Source organism: Pseudoxanthomonas gei, from assembly GCF_010119615.1.
Taxonomy (GTDB): Bacteria; Pseudomonadota; Gammaproteobacteria; order Xanthomonadales; family Xanthomonadaceae; genus Pseudoxanthomonas_A; species Pseudoxanthomonas_A gei.
On the sequence record NZ_QOVG01000008.1, the window covers coordinates 65,458 to 80,448 of the forward strand.

Genomic DNA, 14,991 nt, shown 5'->3' on the forward strand with positions numbered 1-14,991 from the left:
CATGGACAGAGAAACATGGCATTCCAAGCTGTACGGGCGCATATCAGGTCGTGATATTGAAACCTGCCTCGCCACTTTTCGGACTGTTTGGTCAGAGCGATTAGCAATGCTGAAAAGCACAGACGACGAGAAATCGGTGAGGTCGATTGAAAAACTAATGTCAGTGCCAAATTGGACGATTTTCTATCAAGACTCGCTCGTTCAATTGTTGTCAAAGATGGTCGTTATTGCAGGGATAGAGGCGCAGGTCTTAGCCGCAGCGAACAGTGGTAATTTCACCGGTGCGCTGTTAGATGCAATCGGAGATATCCCGGATGATGCACCCGACCATCCTGCTGCACTTCCTGTAGCTTTCGCAATGATTGGTAACCTCGATGCAATTGCGCATTACTCACTGTCAATCAACGACATGATCGTCGCTTGCCGTGATCGGGGAGACATTCAGGCTCTTTTCAATGCGCTGTCGGTCGATAGCCTAATTTCCACCATGCCGTTCTTTCAGGCGTCATTGCGCTGGGGTCAACTAGCGGGAGACCATTCATTAGGTGCAGAGATATTCACAGCTATTAGGGGGCCGCATAAAAAGCGTTCAATTTACCCGGTACTCCGTTGGGCGGAGTACTTGCTCCGGGACCAAGGCGCTTTAGAGTCTTGCACCCAAGACGAAATTCACGAGTTGATCGTCATGCATTTAAAACTTTATGGGGACGACAACCAGCTTAAGGATTCCAAGAAGTCCCTGTTTATGCTTTTCCGAAAGTGGCAAAAAGAAGCTGGAATTTAAAACTGCCGATTTAGCTGGTCGGATTGGTGAGCGCAGACACATAGATTTCTCGATGCCCAATTGGGGCGCTAGCGAGAAATGCTATGAACGAGATTGAGATTTCCGACCAAGGGGCGCGGCAAGCCATGCGCGCCGATCAGGCCGCGCGTGGCGTTCGCGCCGCGGGTGCGCCACCCAGTATCACAGCACCCGCAAACTGCATTCGACCGTACCGGCATGGGGTAGACAGCTTGTATCTGTCTTTCCCAGGTGGCATCGACCCAGCTCTGGCCTTGTGCCTGCAAGAGTGCAAATTGAAGGCTCAGTCCAGCAACGAGCATGTCATTTCGGCCGCCGGAATCTGCATCGGTGACCATAGGTTCGTGACCCTCCCGCGTGGGCGGGGCCGGTTCGCCTTCGTCCTTGAGGACAACTGGTTCTCCATCCAGCTCTCCAACGCCTCGGCTGGCCTCCTGCCCTTAGCTGTCGTCCAGATTAGAAGCGAATACCTGACCGCTGTGGGTCCGGAGGAAGCCGTCGAGGTCATTACCAAGCTGGTCGCTGGTATGGGCGAGGTCTCCGGGCCGCCCAAGATCAGCCGTATAGACCTTTATGCGGATTTCGGGACAGACCACGACCTGGCTAGTTTCCCCGGTCGCAACTGGGTCAAGCGAAGCAAAAAGCGGTCTATCCACGAGGAGGCCGATGAAGTCACCGGCATATCCTTCGGCGGCGGCAATGAGGTCAGCGCTCGGCTCTACGACAAGACCCGGGAAATCCTGAAGTCTCGCAAGGACTACATCAAACCTCTTTGGAGCCTTGAGGGCTGGGAGGAGGGTGATCAGGTCTGGCGCATGGAATTCCAGATCCGCCGGGAAGGCCTGCCGGAGGCCATGCTGGGTCCGGCTGACGAAGCGCTAGGACTCTCCGGCAGTCTGTGGCGGTACCTGTGCACGGAATGGCTCCGGCTGGCTGTCCCCTCAGACTCGGACGAAACCCGTAGCCGGTGGCCCACCCATCCGTTATGGGACGACCTCTCGCGTCTATGGGACATAGAACCCGAAGCGCCCCCGTTGACCCGGGTGGCCAAGTCACGCCCACCCACTGATGACTATCTTTTCCGGGCAGGGATCGCGGGCCTGACGTCTTTCATGGCAAGGGAAGGAATCGCAGACATCGGGGAGGGGCTAGGAGAATTCCTACAGGCGCTGGAGGCGTACTACGACAACCCGGCCCGGGACTTCCCCGAACGCCTGCAGGACTACGCCTTGCGCAAAACCAAGCTCAAGGCCCGGCGCTACAACCTGCGGATCCCAGGTCATGACCGGAGCTAAGTCATGCAGACCTTCGACCTGCAGCAAGCGGCGGAGTGGCTGCGCATGTCCCCCGCCGTTCTGCGTCTCCATGCCCGACAAGGTCGCCTCAAAGCCGCCAAACCCGGGAAATGTTGGGTCTTCCTTGAGGAAGATCTTGCCGCCTACCTCGGCCAGCTCTACGCTGCTCGACGGCAAGCGCCGCTAAGTGGCCCTAACTCGGAGAAATCCATATGGGGCTATACCAACGCGGCGGTGTCTGGTGGGTCGATCTCACCTCGCCAGACGGCACGCGAATACGCCGCTCTTCTGGGATTGAAGACCGCGCCCTCGCTCAGGAGTACCACGACCGGCTCAAGGTCCAGTACTGGGAAGAGCAAAGGCTCGGAGTCAAACCCGAACGGAGCTGGAAAGACGCTGCCGTCAGGTGGGTGAAGGAAACCAGTGACAAAAGATCGCACGACAAGGACGTTGCGCGGTTACGGGCGTTGGATCGCTACCTGGGCCACTTGCAGTTGAAGCATGTGACCCGGGACGTGATCGACCGCATCGCCGATGCAAAGGCCAAAGAATCCAGCCCGAGCAACGCGAACCGTTTCCTCGCCCTGATCAGGTCGATCTTGAGACGCGCAAGGGATGATTGGGAATGGTTGGAGACCATCCCGAAAGTCCGGCTGTTCCGGGAACCGAAGGGGCGTATCCGCTTCCTGTCACCGGAGGAGGCAAGGCGACTGCTGGACGAGTTGCCGACCCATCTCCGCGACATGGCGCAGTTCGCGCTCTCGACGGGCCTCAGGCAGCGCAATGTGTCCTATCTGCAATGGGAGCAGGTGGACGTGGCCCGTCGTGTCGCGTGGATCCATCCAGACGAAGCCAAGGCCGGACGGGCTATTGGCGTCCCATTGAATGCGCCTGCCGTAGACGTTCTACGGCGGCGACTCGGGCAGGATGCCGCGTACGTGTTTACCTATGAAGGTAAGCCTGTGGCGCGATGTTCTACCAAGGCATGGAAACTGGCGCTGGCACGGGCCGGGATCGAGCGGACGTTCCGCTGGCACGACCTGAGGCACACCTGGGCCTCATGGCACGTCCAGAACGGCACACCGCTTCAGGAGCTGATGGAGCTGGGCGGTTGGGCCAGTTTCGAGATGGTCCTGCGCTATGCCCACTTGGCGGCGGACCACCTGCGTGGCGCGGCGTGTCGGATTGACGGCACACTGGCGTCACATACAGAAAACCCGCAACGAGTGCGGGCTGTTTAACGCGTCACGAAAACGCAATGTAACGTCTTGATCCTAAAGGACTAGGAGCGCCACCAAAATGGTGGCCGGGGAGGGAATCGAACCCCCGACACAGGGATTTTCAATCCCTTGCTCTACCGACTGAGCTACCCGGCCATGCACCTGCGGCCAAGCCGAAGTGAGGGGCGGAATGATACGGGGACGGGGGCCTTGGGGCAAGCTGCCTGGGTGCTAAACGGGCAGGAGCCGGTTGCGATGGGGTTCGATTTCGGGGGCGCATCATGCTGGGGAATCCACAAAAACCGGAGCACGGACATGAAACGCGCGATCCTGATGCTTGCCACGGCGGTGCTGTTGTCGGCCTGCAGCACCACCCGTATGTCGGATGCCGAAACCCTGGACCTGTACAAGGCGCACGCGGGCGAACCGGTCAGGGACTTCCAGTATTTCGGCCAGATCAATGGATGGACGCCGCTGGGCGACAGTGCCCTGACCGTCTGGACCCGGCCCAGCCAGGCCTATCTGCTGGAACTCTATGGGCCCTGCCAGGACCTGGACTACGCGCCTGCCATTGGCGTGAGCAGTTTTGGCGGCCGGGTGTCGGCCCGCTTCGACAGCGTGCAGGTGCTGGGCGGCGGTACCAGCAGCATCCGCATCGCCTGCCGGATCGAGAGCATCCGCCCCCTCGACGTCAAGGCCTTGAAGCAGGCGCAGAAGGAACTGCGCGAAGCCAAGCTGGTGGAGCGCGAGGCTGCCAGCAGCTGAGGTCGTCACACACCTCCTCCTCCGTCGGGTTGGGTCCCGGCATGCGCCGGGATGACGGCCTGGGGTAGCGACATGCGCAGGGTGATTGCGCGGGAGATGGCGGCTTGTTGTAGGAGCGACGCAAGTCGCGAAGCACGCGGTGCCGGATTGCCAGCAGGGTCGGGGGCCATGATTTCCTGGCTTCGCGACTTGCGTCGCTCCTACACGAACCTACCAACGCCGTGCCACGTTGTAGAGCCGAGCCTGCTCGGCTCTACAAGGAGAGCAGGGCTCACTCTTCGGCGGTGTAGCCGGCGGGCTTGTCGGTATTGCCTTCGAACAGGTACTTCTGCAGTTCCTTTTCCAGGAACGCGCGGTGCTTGGGGTCGCGGGGGGACAGGCGGTTTTCGTTGATCAGCATGGTCTGGTGTGCCAGCCAGGCCGCCCAGGCCGGCTTGCCGATGTGCGCGTAGATGCGCTGCCCCAGCTCGCCGGGATAGGGCACGAAATCCAGGCCTTCGGCCTCGCGCTTCTGGTGCTCGCAGAAAATGGTTCTTGGCATGGTGATCCTTATTCGCCCAGCAGTTTTCGTATGGGCGCTGGCAGTCCCAGCGTGGCCAGTGCGGCCCGCGGCACCCAGCGCAGGTCGGCATTGTCGCGCACCACGTCGCGGGCGACGAGCGCCTGCCAGTGCAACGGATGCATGCGCAGGCGGTAATGCGAGAACACGTGCGGGATCTCGGCCAGCGCTTCGGCTTGGTCGTAGTCGCCGTGCAGGTGCAATGCGAACCAGCTGCGCGCCTGCTCGTGGGTTTCGGCTTCCGGCAGCGACCACAGCGAGGCCCAGATGCCCGTCGGCGGGCGCCGCTGCAGCAGGATTTCGCCGTCTGCATTCTGTGCGAACAACACCAGGGCGGTACGTTCGGGCAGGGGCTTGCCCGGGCGCGCGGTGGGGAGTTCTTCCACGCGGCCGTCGCGCAGGGCGATGCAATCGGTGTTCATCACGCACAGCATGCAGGCCGGGTTCTGCCGCGTGCACAGGGTTGCGCCGAAATCCATCTGCGCCTGGGTGTAATCGGCCATGCGCGAGGCCGGCAGGTGTGCTTCGGCCAGCATCCACAACTGCTTCTCCACCGCGGGCAGGTTCGGCCATCCACTGATGCCGTGGTAGCGCGCCAGCACGCGCTTGACGTTGCCATCCAGGATGGGGAAACGCTCGCCCCAGGCCTGGGCCAGGATCGCGCCGGCCGTACTGCGGCCGATGCCGGGCAATGCGACCAGTGCAGCGAAGTCGCGTGGCAGCTCACCCCAATGCAGTTCGCAGCACAGCCGGGCGCTGGTATGCAGGTTGCGGGCGCGGGCGTAATAGCCCAGCCCCGACCATTGCGCCAGCACGTCATCCAGGCTGGCCGCGGCCAGGTCGGGCAGGGTGGGGAAGGCCGCCACGAAGCGCTCGAAATACGGCGTCACCGTCTTGACCTGGGTCTGCTGCAGCATGATCTCGGCCAGCCACACGCGATATGGCGTGCGCGGATGCTGCCAGGGCAGGTCGTGGCGGCCGCCGTGGTCGAACCAGTCCAGCAGGCGCTGGGCGAAACTTCCCGCGACGGGGTTCATTCGACCGGCACCGCAATCGAGGGGTCATCGAACTGCAGTTCGACGCCTTCCAGCACCGCGCCCGAGACCTCCATCCGTGGCGTGGTGAAGTTGCCGGAGATCGGCGGCAGCGGCGAGCCTGCAGCCGGGGCATCGATCCAGTCCATCATTTCGGGCAGTCGGAAGCGCCCGTCGAAGATGCTGGCGTCGCGCTGCAGGCGCAGCGATGCAATGGCCGACAGGTCGGTCGCACCTGCATAGGACAGGTTGAAGGGCAGCGGCGAATTCGATTGGCCCAGTGGTGGTGGCAACGCCGGCCATGCGGAAGGCCAGGTGGCCAGCTTGCCGTCCAGTTGCAGGCCCATGCCCTGGGTCATGGCGAATTGGCCGGAGGCATCCAGGGTCGGCATTGCGTCCTTGCCAATGATCGACAGGCCGGCCGGTTGCAGCGTGATGGCGCCGGACTCGAAGCGCAGCGGCCCTGCAATTCCCAGCGAAAATGGCAGCGCGCTGCTGCCGGCAACGTAGCGCGAATGCGCGCCCAGCACCGCATGCCGCAATTCGATTGCCTGATCGGTCACCAGCTTGGCCGACAGGAGAATCCGCGAAGGAATGCGCCAGTCTTTTTCCTCCAGCGACAGCTTGCCCGCAACACCGAGGCCTGCGCCGGATCCAGGCCTGGTCAGCGTGGCATGCACATCGACCGGTACGCGCAGGTCCCCGCCCACATAGCGGCCCTGCAGGTGCATGCGCATTGGGGCGCCGGGCGCGAGCGATTGCAGCTGGGCATTGAGGTTGTCGATCTTCCAGCCGGAGCCCAGCACCTGGCCGCGCACGATGCCGATGCCCTTGGACAGGGTGGGAACGGGAGTCTTGCCGGGCGGGCGCGTGGCTTGCCACTTCCTGAAGGCCTCGACATCCAGCACGGGCGCGTCCAGCTCCACGCGATGCGCGCTGAGTTCACTGCCGCGTGCGCGCAGCGTGGACCAGGGCAGCGAAATGAAGATGCGTTCTGCGCGCAGCACCGCGGTGCCTTCACCCGGCAGGCGGGCGACCACGTCGCGCGCCACCAGCTGCGGCGTGCCGCGCAGGCGGTACTCGCCCACGCCGCTGGCGGTTATTTCCAGACCCAGCGAGCGCCCCGCCAGGGCCAGCACATTGGGCACCAGGGTGGCGGGAGCCACCAGCCAGCGCAGGGCGATGGCGCCTGCGACGACCAGCGCCAGGAAGAGCCACAGCGCGATCCTGCGACGCCGTGTCATTCAGCGGAATCCGTTGCCGGTCACGCGCCCAGTGCGTCGGGAAGCAGGGCGTCGACGAAGGCTTCGGCATCGAACACCCGCAGGTCTTCGGAGCGCTCGCCGATGCCCGCGTAGCGGATGGGGATGCCGAACTCGCGGGCCAGTGCGAACACCACGCCGCCCTTGGCGGTGCCATCCAGCTTGGTCACCACCAGGCCGGTGACGCCGACGGCCGCGTGGAACTGGCGCAACTGCGACAACGCGTTCTGGCCGGTGGTGCCGTCGATGACCATCAGCACTTCATGCGGCGCATCGGGGTCCAGCTTGCCCAGCACGCGGCGGATCTTGCCCAGTTCGGCCATCAGTCCCTGCTGGGTATGCAGGCGCCCGGCGGTATCGGCGATCAGCACGTCGATGCCGCGCGCCCGCGCTGCCTGCAGGGCGTCGAAGGCAACCGAGGCGGCATCTGCATCCTGGCCCTGGGCGATCACCGGCACGCCGTTGCGATCGCCCCAGGCCTGCAGCTGGGCGACGGCAGCGGCACGGAAGGTGTCGCCGGCGGCCAGCATCAGGCCGTGGCCCTGTTCCTTGAAGCGCCGCGCCAGCTTGCCGATGGTGGTGGTCTTGCCCACGCCATTGACGCCGACGGTCAGCACCACGAAAGGCTTGCGCGAGGCATCGATCTGCAAGGGAATTGCCACCGGCGCCAGCAGCGCGATCAACTCCGCGCGCAAGGCCTTCAGCAATGCCTGCGCGTCAGCGAACTCGCGCGCCTTCATGCGCTTGCGCAGGCCTTCGACCAGTGCGCTGGTGGCGGGCACGCCGACGTCGGCAGTGATCAGCGCGGTCTCGATCTCATCCAGCAGGTCGTCATCGAGCTTGGGGTTGCGCGAGAACAGGCCGCCCAGGCCACGCGCGAAACCGGTGCCGCGCAGGCGCTCGCGCCAGCCGGTCTTGCCGGCGGTGGCCGGCGCGGGGCGCTCGGCTTCCAGCGGTACGTGGGTCGCGGCTGCAGCGGCGGGTGCAGGTGCAGTTGAAGGTGTTGGTACCGGGACGGAGACGAGGACCGGCACATCGACGCGGATGGGCGCCGGCGTCTCGAAGACAGGCTCGACGGCTGGCTCGAACGGCGGGAGTGCGGCAGCAGCCGGTTCTGGCTGAAGGACTGCGGGCGCGTCCTCCCCGGCAGGCGCCTGGGCATGTGAGTCGGGGAACGCGGCCGCCATCTCTTCCACGCTGTAGCGACGCCTGGCGTCGTTCTCTGGCGTGGTCTCGGGACCGGGGGAAGGCTTCTTGCGACGGAAAAAACTGACCATTGCTCGTGGATATCGGAGAATGGGCACATGCTAGCACCGGCACCCCGATGGCCCCGATGAAACCACCCCCGCGCGGCGACGCCGCGAGGATCCGCATCATCGGCGGCCGCTGGCGCAATACACGCCTGTCGGTCCCGGCCAGTCCGGGCCTGCGACCCAGCAGCGACCGCGTGCGCGAGACCCTGTTCAACTGGCTGTCGCCGTTATTGCCTGGGGCGCGGGTGATTGACGTGTTCGCCGGTACCGGCGCGCTTGGGCTGGAGTCGGTGTCGCGTGGTGCCGCCCATGCGGTGTTGCTGGAACGGGACGCGGCCCTGGTGCACTCGTTGCGCGAGGTCGTGCGGCGCCTTGCCGCCGACGACGCGGTGCAGGTGGTGCATGGCGATGCGCTGGCCTGGCTGGCACGCCACAGCGGCGAGCAGTTCGACCTGGCCTTCGTCGATCCGCCTTTCGACGCGGACCTGTGGCAGGCGTCGCTGGCCGCCCTGCTGCCCAGGCTTGCGCCGGGCGCCTGGCTGTACCTCGAGTCGCCGAACCACAACGTACCGGTGCTGCCACCCGGATGGTCGCTGCATCGCGAGGGGCGCACCCGCGAAGTGCGGTTTGCCCTGTACCGTGCACCCGAACCGCGCGGCGCTGATACACTCGCCCGCAACGTTTCCGTGGCGGTTCCAGAATGACTGTGGCACGCACCCGCATCGCGGTTTATCCCGGCACGTTCGACCCCATCACCAACGGTCACGTCGACCTCATCGATCGCGCCGCGCCCCTGTTCGAACGCCTGATCATCGGCATCGCCGAGAGTCCGGGCAAGGGACCGACCCTGCCGCTGGAGCTGCGCGTGCAGCTGGCCCGCCAGGCCGTTGCCCACCACCCGCACGTGGAAGTGCGCGGGTTCAATTCGCTGCTGGCACATTTCGTCCAGGAAGTGGGCGGTGGCGTACTGCTGCGCGGGCTGCGCGCGGTGTCGGACTTCGAGTACGAGTTCCAGCTGGCCAGCATGAACCGCCATCTGATTCCCGAGGTGGAAACGCTGTTCCTGACGCCTGCAGAGCAGTACGGATTCATTTCCTCCTCGCTGGTGCGCGAAATCTCGCGCCTGGGCGGGGACGTCTCGGGCTTCGTGCCGCTGGCCGTGGCCGTGGCGCTGCAGGAGCAATGGCAGTTGAAAGCTGCTGGCTGATTCGATGCCGTACCATTCACCAATGACTTATCTAGAGGGGAAGACACCATGAAGATCGCTACACGAATGCTGCTCGCTGCCTGCCTGGTATTGACGTTCGCCGCGTGCAAGAAGCAGGAAGTCGCCGCGCCCGTCGAGGCCGCGCCGCTCACCGCGCCGGCTTCCGGCGACGATGCCGCCTGGAAGGCCTACCTGCAGGACGTGGTCGCCCGCAACATGGGTGAAATCACCAACAATCCGTTCCTTTACTACCTGCCGGCGGCGACCGATCCTGACTTCGAGGACAAGTACACCGCGCAGCTGGAACAGGCCAAGAACGCCATCGCCCGCGGCATCGTCGGCGGCAACCTGATCGCCTACGGTTCGCCCGAGTCGGCGCGCATGGCCGACATCGCCATCGCTTCCTTCGCCGGCGTGCCGGCCGACACCATGAAGAAGGTCAAGATCCTTTTCATCGGCAAGCCCGCCGACGGCGAGCGCGTCAAGGCCGCAGTCGCGCCCACCGGCGCCGACTACGTCTTCATCGAAGCAAAGTGACCTTCGGCGCGTGGCCGCAACGCGGCCACGCCTTTGCCGAAGGTCATCCCCGCGAAGGCGGGGATCCAGCGGTTGATTCTGACTGAACAGTGGCCGCAACGCGGCCACGCCTTTGCCGAAGGTCATCCCCGCGAAGGCGGGGATCTAGCGGTTGATTCTGACTGAACAGTGGCCGCAACGCGGCCACGCCTTTGCCGAAGGTCATCTCCGCGAAGGCGGGGATCCAGCGGTTGATTCTGACTGAACAGTGGCCGCAACGCGGCCACGCCTTTGCCGAAGGTCATCCCCGCCAAGGCGGGGCTCTCAACAGCCGCATGGCTGGTCGTCCAGTGCTTCTGCTTTGACTCCAAATGTGGCCGCCAGGCGGCCACGCCCTTGCTGAAGGGTTATCCCCCGCGCAAAAGCCGCATGTCGTTGCTTCCTGGATTGTGCCTATGCATGGAACGCTTGAAGCCGATTTCCTTGCCGGACCGCCTTTCCCGCGCCAACCCCGCTAAAATCAGCGCATGTCGCTGAAGATCAACGAACTCTGCGTCAACTGCGACGTCTGCGAGCCGGCCTGTCCCAACCAGGCCATCGCCATGGGCGAGACCATCTACGTCATCGATCCGGCGCGCTGCACCGAATGCGTCGGCCATTACGACGAGCCGCAATGCGTGGTGGTCTGCCCGGTCGAGTGCATCGACCCGGACCCGGCGCATCCTGAAAGTGAGCAGGACCTGCTGGCCAAGCTGCGCCGGCTACAACAGGAACAGGCATGACGCTGCATCTGTTTTCCTCCCGCATCAACCACCGCCGTTTCCTCGTTGTCCCGGCATTACTGGCCCTGCTGCTTTCGCTGGCGCCGGAGTTCGCTCTGGCGCTGGCTCCGCCGGCGCGGACCGAGGCGGCCACGGTGGCTGCAACGCCGCCTGGCGCTGTCATTTCCTCGGGCCACAGACTGGCCACCGAAGCCGGCCTGCAGATCCTGGCCGAAGGCGGCAACGCCTTCGATGCGGCCGTCGCGGTGTCCTCCACCTTGTCGGTGGTCGAACCGATCAGCTCCGGCCTGGGCGGCGGTGGTTTCTTCCTGCTGCATGATGCCCGCACCGGCAAGGACGTGATGCTGGATGCGCGCGAGTACGCGCCCGAGTCCGCGACCCCGGCGGCCTTCCTCGACAAGAACGGTGAACTGGACCGCGACCGTTCGGTGAACGGACCCTGGTCGGCCGGCATTCCCGGCCTGCCGGCGGCACTGGTCGAACTGGCGGGCAAGCACGGCCGCCTGCCGCTGGCGCAATCGCTGGCGCCCTCGATCCGCATCGCCAGGGACGGATTTCCCGTTTATGCGCGCATGGCCAAGGGTTACCAGTCGCGCCGCGAAGTGATGGAGCGCTATCCCGGCACGCGCGCGGTCTACCTGCGCAACGGCAAGCCGATCGCCGAAGGCGACATCTTCCGCCAACCCGAACTGGCGCATACGCTGGAGTTGCTGGCATCGAAGGGGTTCGACGGCTTCTACCGCGGTGAAACCGCGCGCAAGCTGCTCAAGGGCGTCAAGCAGGCCGGGGGCCGCTGGACCGCCGAAGAACTCGCCGGCTACCGGGTCAAGCAGCGCACGCCGCTGAGCTTCGACTACCACGGCTGGAAGATCACCACCGCACCGCCGCCGTCTTCCGGCGGCATTGCCCTGGTGGAGATGCTGCAGATCCTGGAACCGTGGAAGCTGGAGGAGCTCGACGAAGCGCACCGCATCCACCTGGTGGTCGAGGCGATGCGCCGCGCTTATCGCGACCGCACCTTCTTCCTCGGCGATCCCGACTTCGTGGACATGCCGCTGGCCGTGCTGGCCAGTCGCGATTACGCCCAGGGCCTGCGCGCCACCATCCACCCGGACAAGGCCACCCCCAGCGACCTGCTGTCGGGCAAGCCGACGCCACTGGAAGACGACGAGACCACGCACTTCTCGATCATCGATGCGCAAGGCAATCGCGTGGGCGCCACCCAGACAGTGAACCTGCTGTACGGTTCGGGCCTGATTCCGGCCGGCACCGGCGTGCTGCTCAACAACGAGATGGACGACTTCGCGCTGAAGCCAGGCACTCCCAATGCGTTCGGGGTGATGGGCTACGAGGCCAACGCACCGAAAGCGGGCAAGCGCATGCTCAGTTCGATGACGCCGACCTTCATGGAGTCGCCGGACCGCGTCGTCGTGCTGGGCACGCCCGGCGGCAGCCGCATCATCACCATGGTCCTGCTGGGCATCCTGGGCTATGACGCGGGCCTGTCGCCTCAGCAGGTCTCCGCGTTGCCGCGCTACCACCACCAGTGGCTGCCCGATGTCATTTCGGCCGAGAGCGGCGCTTTCTCCACCCAGGTGGCCGATGCATTGAAGGCCATGGGCCACGAGGTCGACCTGCCCGGCGACACCGCTGCCGGCGGGCGCGGCTCCAGCCATGTATGGGGCAGCCTGCAGACGGTGATGTGGGATCGCAAGGCCGGCACGCTGTCGGGCGGAAGCGATCCGCGCAATCCGGTTGCCGAAGCCCGGGTGGTGGAGCAGGCAAGCCCCTGATTGCCGCATGGCGATCGCGGATAGAATCCGCATCGATCTCTCCACCCATTGGCAGGAGCCCCGCGTGGCTGACAACGAGAAGAAACCGGTCATCACCCACCTGCCTGCGATCCTCACCGGCGCAGCGGCGCTGGTTGCGGCATTGACCACGGTCTACGTGAACATCCGCAATGACCTGAAGGACGATGCCGCTACGCCGCCGGCCATCGTGGCCACGGTCAGGCCGGTGGAGAGCAAGCCTGAGCTGCCCGCGGCACCACAGGAATTGCAGCTCCGGCTGCAGCGCATCGCCGTGCAGCACGATGGCGCAATGGGCAGCGCGGATTGGCGCTTTTCCATCGAAGCCGACGGCCAGCCGCTGTTTGCTTTCGAGCAGGATTCGATGACCTCCGAGGGCGGCCGCAACATCGTCGTCGTGGGCGAGGACCGCGACGCCAGCGCCAGCCTGGAATTGCCGCCCGGCAAACGCATTCCCATCACCATCCACGGCTGGCGCGGCGGCTGGCTGAAGAAGTCCGAAGCGCCGCTGGTCAACGGCCAGGGCTGGCTTTCGGCCGCCGGCACCCTGACGCCGATCGCGGTGAAGGCGGACGACGACAGGAAAGGTGCCTTCACCTTCTATTTTTCCGCGAATCCTCGCAAAGAATGAGTCCGGCCTGGCAGGTCGGATGCATGGTTCCTCTCTCCCGGCGCGGGCATATAATCGGCCCATGAAACTCTGGTCCCTGCTCGGCAATTCACAGAAGCTCGATGGCGGCGCCATGTTCGGCAACGCCCCGCGCGCGATGTGGGAGAAGTGGTCGCCTCCCGACGCCGGGAACCGCATTTCGCTGGCATGCCGGGCGCTGCTTGCCAGCCCGCTGGCCGGCAAGACCGTATTGTTCGAGACCGGAATCGGCGCGTTCTTCGAACCCAAGCTGCGCGAACGCTACGGCGTGCAGGAAACCCGGCACGTCCTTCTTGAGTCACTGCGCGAGGCCGGCTTCGAGCATGGCGACGTCGATGTGGTGGTGTTGAGCCACCTGCATTTCGACCATGCCGGCGGACTGCTTGCGCCATGGTCGGAAGGCAAGGCGCCGGAACTGCTTTTCCCCAACGCCACCTACCTGGTCGGTGCAGCGCACTGGCAACGCGCGCTGCATCCGCATCCGCGCGACCGTGCCAGCTTCATCCCCGAATTGCCGGGTTTGTTGCAGGCCAGCGGCAGGCTGGAGATCGTCGATGGTGAGTTCTCCACGACGCTCGGCGACAGTGTGCGTTTCAGCTACAGCGATGGCCACACGCCGGGTCTGATGCTTGCCGAAATCGTGGGCCCGGAAAAGGTGGACGGCCAGTCGCATGGCGGCGTGGTGTTCTGCGCCGACCTCATTCCCGGCCGCTCCTGGGTGCACGTGCCCATCACCATGGGCTACGACCGCAACGCCGAATTGCTGATAGACGAGAAACGCGCGTTCCTGGAAGACAAGCTTGCCCGCAACGTGCATCTGTTCTTCACCCATGACACGGAGTGCGCACTGGCGCAGGTGACACGGGACGGGAAGGGCAGGTTCGGCACAGCGCATGAAGTGGCTGAACTTCACGCGAGGTCGCTGGCCGGTTGAAGCTTTGAGAGCTTGAGCGCCCCTCTCCAGCGGGTATCAAAGCCGCTTCAAGCGGCTGGGGGTTGGGGTGTGGGTGCGGTGAGGTCTGATGGTTCGGACGTCGCTGGCTTCGCCGCACCCTCATCCGTCGCTTCGCGCCACCTTCTCCCGGAGGGAGAAGGAAATATCCTGTGGTGTTGATGGTCGGCCTTCGCTGACTCGCTGTACTGCATCCGTCGTCTGCCGGAGGGAGAAGTGAAACATCACCCCACGCGCGTGCCGAAAATCCGATCCCCCGCATCACCCAGCCCCGGCAGGATGTAGCCGCGTTCGTTGAGGCGCTCGTCGATCGCGGCCGTGTAGATCTCCACGTCGGGGTGGACTTTTTCGAGTGCCGCCAGGCCTTCCGGGGCCGCGACCAGGAAGATGCCGCGGATGCGCCGGCAGCCGGCGCGCTTGAGCATGTCGATGGTGGCGATGAGGGTGCCGCCGGTGGCCAGCATCGGGTCCAGGATCAGCGCGTCCCGCTCTTCCAGGCGGCCGGTCAGGCGTTCGAAGTAGGGCGCCGGTTGCAGGGTTTCCTCGTCGCGCTGCAGGCCGACCACGCTGACGCGCGCGGTGGGGATCAGCGCCAGCACGCCGGGCAGCATGCCCAGCCCGGCGCGCAGGATCGGCACGAGGGTGATCTTGGCGCCGGCGATCCGGTTCACTTCCACCGGGCCGGCCCAGCCCGCCATGGTTTCGGTGGTCAGTTCCAGGTCGGCGGTGGCCTCATAGGCCAGCAGCGTGCCCAGTTCGGTGACCAGCTCGCGGAAATCCCTGGTGTTGAGGCTGGCGTTTCGCAGCAAGCCGATCTTGTGCTGCACCAGCGGGTGGCGGACTTCGACGATTTTCATGGTGGCCTGCGGATTGAGCGGATGTGG

17 protein-coding genes and 1 tRNA gene are annotated in these 14,991 nt (G+C 64.8%); 12 read left to right on the forward strand and 6 right to left on the reverse strand.

Annotated features, from left to right (window positions below):
* The first annotated feature begins 1 nt into the window (after position 1).
* The 4 genes from DT603_RS12250 to DT603_RS12265 all read left to right on the forward strand — a co-directional run bounded on the left by DT603_RS12250 (position 2) and on the right by DT603_RS12265 (position 3,338).
* On the forward strand, positions 2-784 hold the full coding sequence (locus DT603_RS12250) for a hypothetical protein (RefSeq protein WP_162350173.1): 783 nt from the start codon (positions 2-4) through the stop codon (positions 782-784).
* Positions 785-867: 83 nt separating this feature from the next.
* Positions 868-2,097 (forward strand): hypothetical protein, encoded by a 1,230-nt coding sequence (locus DT603_RS12255; RefSeq protein WP_162350174.1) that lies wholly within the window; start codon positions 868-870, stop codon positions 2,095-2,097.
* A 3-nt stretch (positions 2,098-2,100) separates the two neighbouring features.
* Positions 2,101-2,511, forward strand: a complete 411-nt coding sequence (locus tag DT603_RS16320) for a helix-turn-helix domain-containing protein (protein ID WP_162350175.1) — start codon at positions 2,101-2,103, stop codon at positions 2,509-2,511.
* On the forward strand, positions 2,508-3,338 hold the full coding sequence (locus tag DT603_RS12265) for a tyrosine-type recombinase/integrase (protein WP_425500971.1): 831 nt from the start codon (positions 2,508-2,510) through the stop codon (positions 3,336-3,338). Before DT603_RS16320 ends, DT603_RS12265 begins: the two co-directional genes overlap by 4 nt.
* Positions 3,339-3,397: 59 nt before the next feature.
* Here the strand turns inward: DT603_RS12265 and DT603_RS12270 are convergent.
* A tRNA-Phe gene (locus DT603_RS12270) sits at positions 3,398-3,473 on the reverse strand.
* 159 nt (positions 3,474-3,632) lie between these two features.
* On the opposite strand from DT603_RS12270, the gene DT603_RS12275 reads away from it, so the two are divergent.
* Positions 3,633-4,082, forward strand: a complete 450-nt coding sequence (locus DT603_RS12275) for a DUF6491 family protein (RefSeq protein WP_162350177.1) — start codon at positions 3,633-3,635, stop codon at positions 4,080-4,082.
* Between the two features lie 271 nt (positions 4,083-4,353).
* Here DT603_RS12275 and DT603_RS12280 read toward each other — a convergent pair whose 3' ends face one another.
* The 4 genes from DT603_RS12280 to ftsY are packed head-to-tail and all read right to left on the reverse strand — an operon-like array spanning position 4,354 to position 8,214.
* A complete protein-coding gene (locus DT603_RS12280; protein WP_162350178.1) occupies positions 4,354-4,623 on the reverse strand; it encodes an oxidative damage protection protein in 270 nt (89 codons plus the stop codon).
* A gap of 8 nt (positions 4,624-4,631) precedes the next feature.
* Entirely contained in the window at positions 4,632-5,678 is a 1,047-nt protein-coding gene (mutY, locus tag DT603_RS12285; protein ID WP_162350179.1) for an A/G-specific adenine glycosylase, read from the reverse strand.
* Complete coding sequence (locus tag DT603_RS12290; protein ID WP_162350180.1) at positions 5,675-6,919, reverse strand: AsmA family protein; 1,245 nt, start codon at positions 6,917-6,919, stop codon at positions 5,675-5,677. Before DT603_RS12290 ends, mutY begins: the two co-directional genes overlap by 4 nt.
* 20 nt (positions 6,920-6,939) lie before the next feature.
* On the reverse strand, positions 6,940-8,214 hold the full coding sequence (gene ftsY / locus DT603_RS12295) for a signal recognition particle-docking protein FtsY (protein ID WP_162350181.1): 1,275 nt from the start codon (positions 8,212-8,214) through the stop codon (positions 6,940-6,942).
* A gap of 47 nt (positions 8,215-8,261) precedes the next feature.
* On the opposite strand from ftsY, the gene rsmD reads away from it, so the two are divergent.
* The 7 genes from rsmD to DT603_RS12330 all read left to right on the forward strand — a co-directional run bounded on the left by rsmD (position 8,262) and on the right by DT603_RS12330 (position 14,089).
* Positions 8,262-8,894 carry a 16S rRNA (guanine(966)-N(2))-methyltransferase RsmD gene (gene rsmD / locus DT603_RS12300; protein ID WP_162350182.1) on the forward strand — a complete coding sequence of 211 codons (633 nt, stop codon included), beginning with the start codon at positions 8,262-8,264 and terminating at the stop codon, positions 8,892-8,894.
* Positions 8,891-9,397 (forward strand): pantetheine-phosphate adenylyltransferase, encoded by a 507-nt coding sequence (gene coaD, locus DT603_RS12305; RefSeq protein WP_162350183.1) that lies wholly within the window; start codon positions 8,891-8,893, stop codon positions 9,395-9,397. Before rsmD ends, coaD begins: the two co-directional genes overlap by 4 nt.
* A gap of 48 nt (positions 9,398-9,445) precedes the next feature.
* Positions 9,446-9,934: a hypothetical protein gene (locus DT603_RS12310; RefSeq protein WP_162350184.1), complete on the forward strand. Its 489-nt coding sequence runs from the start codon at positions 9,446-9,448 to the stop codon at positions 9,932-9,934.
* A 506-nt stretch (positions 9,935-10,440) separates the two neighbouring features.
* Positions 10,441-10,695, forward strand: coding sequence for a YfhL family 4Fe-4S dicluster ferredoxin (locus tag DT603_RS12315; RefSeq protein ID WP_162350185.1), 255 nt, complete (start codon positions 10,441-10,443; stop codon positions 10,693-10,695).
* A 2-nt stretch (positions 10,696-10,697) separates the two neighbouring features.
* On the forward strand, positions 10,698-12,488 hold the full coding sequence (ggt, locus tag DT603_RS12320; RefSeq protein WP_425500976.1) for a gamma-glutamyltransferase: 1,791 nt from the start codon (positions 10,698-10,700) through the stop codon (positions 12,486-12,488).
* 7 nt (positions 12,489-12,495) lie between these two features.
* Complete coding sequence (locus DT603_RS12325) at positions 12,496-13,137, forward strand: hypothetical protein (RefSeq protein ID WP_162350187.1); 642 nt, start codon at positions 12,496-12,498, stop codon at positions 13,135-13,137.
* Between the two features lie 61 nt (positions 13,138-13,198).
* Entirely contained in the window at positions 13,199-14,089 is an 891-nt protein-coding gene (locus DT603_RS12330; protein WP_162350188.1) for an MBL fold metallo-hydrolase, read from the forward strand.
* Between the two features lie 242 nt (positions 14,090-14,331).
* Here the strand turns inward: DT603_RS12330 and upp are convergent, their stop codons facing one another.
* Positions 14,332-14,964, reverse strand: coding sequence for a uracil phosphoribosyltransferase (upp, locus tag DT603_RS12335; protein WP_162350189.1), 633 nt, complete (start codon positions 14,962-14,964; stop codon positions 14,332-14,334).
* Between the last annotated feature and the right edge of the window lie 27 nt (positions 14,965-14,991).

What these genes read in the sequence shown, in the direction of transcription:
- DT603_RS12250 (WP_162350173.1), top strand. Translation starts at nt 2, where the DNA reads ATGGACAGAGAAACATGGCATTCCAAGCTGTACGGGCGCATATCAGGT.
- DT603_RS12255 (WP_162350174.1), top strand. Translation starts at nt 868, where the DNA reads ATGAACGAGATTGAGATTTCCGACCAAGGGGCGCGGCAAGCCATGCGC.
- DT603_RS16320 (WP_162350175.1), top strand. Translation starts at nt 2,101, where the DNA reads ATGCAGACCTTCGACCTGCAGCAAGCGGCGGAGTGGCTGCGCATGTCC.
- DT603_RS12275 (WP_162350177.1), top strand. Translation starts at nt 3,633, where the DNA reads ATGAAACGCGCGATCCTGATGCTTGCCACGGCGGTGCTGTTGTCGGCC.
- DT603_RS12280 (WP_162350178.1), bottom strand. Translation starts at nt 4,623, where the DNA reads ATGCCAAGAACCATTTTCTGCGAGCACCAGAAGCGCGAGGCCGAAGGC.
- mutY (WP_162350179.1), bottom strand. Translation starts at nt 5,678, where the DNA reads ATGAACCCCGTCGCGGGAAGTTTCGCCCAGCGCCTGCTGGACTGGTTC.
- DT603_RS12290 (WP_162350180.1), bottom strand. Translation starts at nt 6,919, where the DNA reads ATGACACGGCGTCGCAGGATCGCGCTGTGGCTCTTCCTGGCGCTGGTC.
- ftsY (WP_162350181.1), bottom strand. Translation starts at nt 8,214, where the DNA reads ATGGTCAGTTTTTTCCGTCGCAAGAAGCCTTCCCCCGGTCCCGAGACC.
- rsmD (WP_162350182.1), top strand. Translation starts at nt 8,262, where the DNA reads ATGGCCCCGATGAAACCACCCCCGCGCGGCGACGCCGCGAGGATCCGC.
- coaD (WP_162350183.1), top strand. Translation starts at nt 8,891, where the DNA reads ATGACTGTGGCACGCACCCGCATCGCGGTTTATCCCGGCACGTTCGAC.
- DT603_RS12310 (WP_162350184.1), top strand. Translation starts at nt 9,446, where the DNA reads ATGAAGATCGCTACACGAATGCTGCTCGCTGCCTGCCTGGTATTGACG.
- DT603_RS12315 (WP_162350185.1), top strand. Translation starts at nt 10,441, where the DNA reads ATGTCGCTGAAGATCAACGAACTCTGCGTCAACTGCGACGTCTGCGAG.
- DT603_RS12325 (WP_162350187.1), top strand. Translation starts at nt 12,496, where the DNA reads ATGGCGATCGCGGATAGAATCCGCATCGATCTCTCCACCCATTGGCAG.
- DT603_RS12330 (WP_162350188.1), top strand. Translation starts at nt 13,199, where the DNA reads ATGAAACTCTGGTCCCTGCTCGGCAATTCACAGAAGCTCGATGGCGGC.
- upp (WP_162350189.1), bottom strand. Translation starts at nt 14,964, where the DNA reads ATGAAAATCGTCGAAGTCCGCCACCCGCTGGTGCAGCACAAGATCGGC.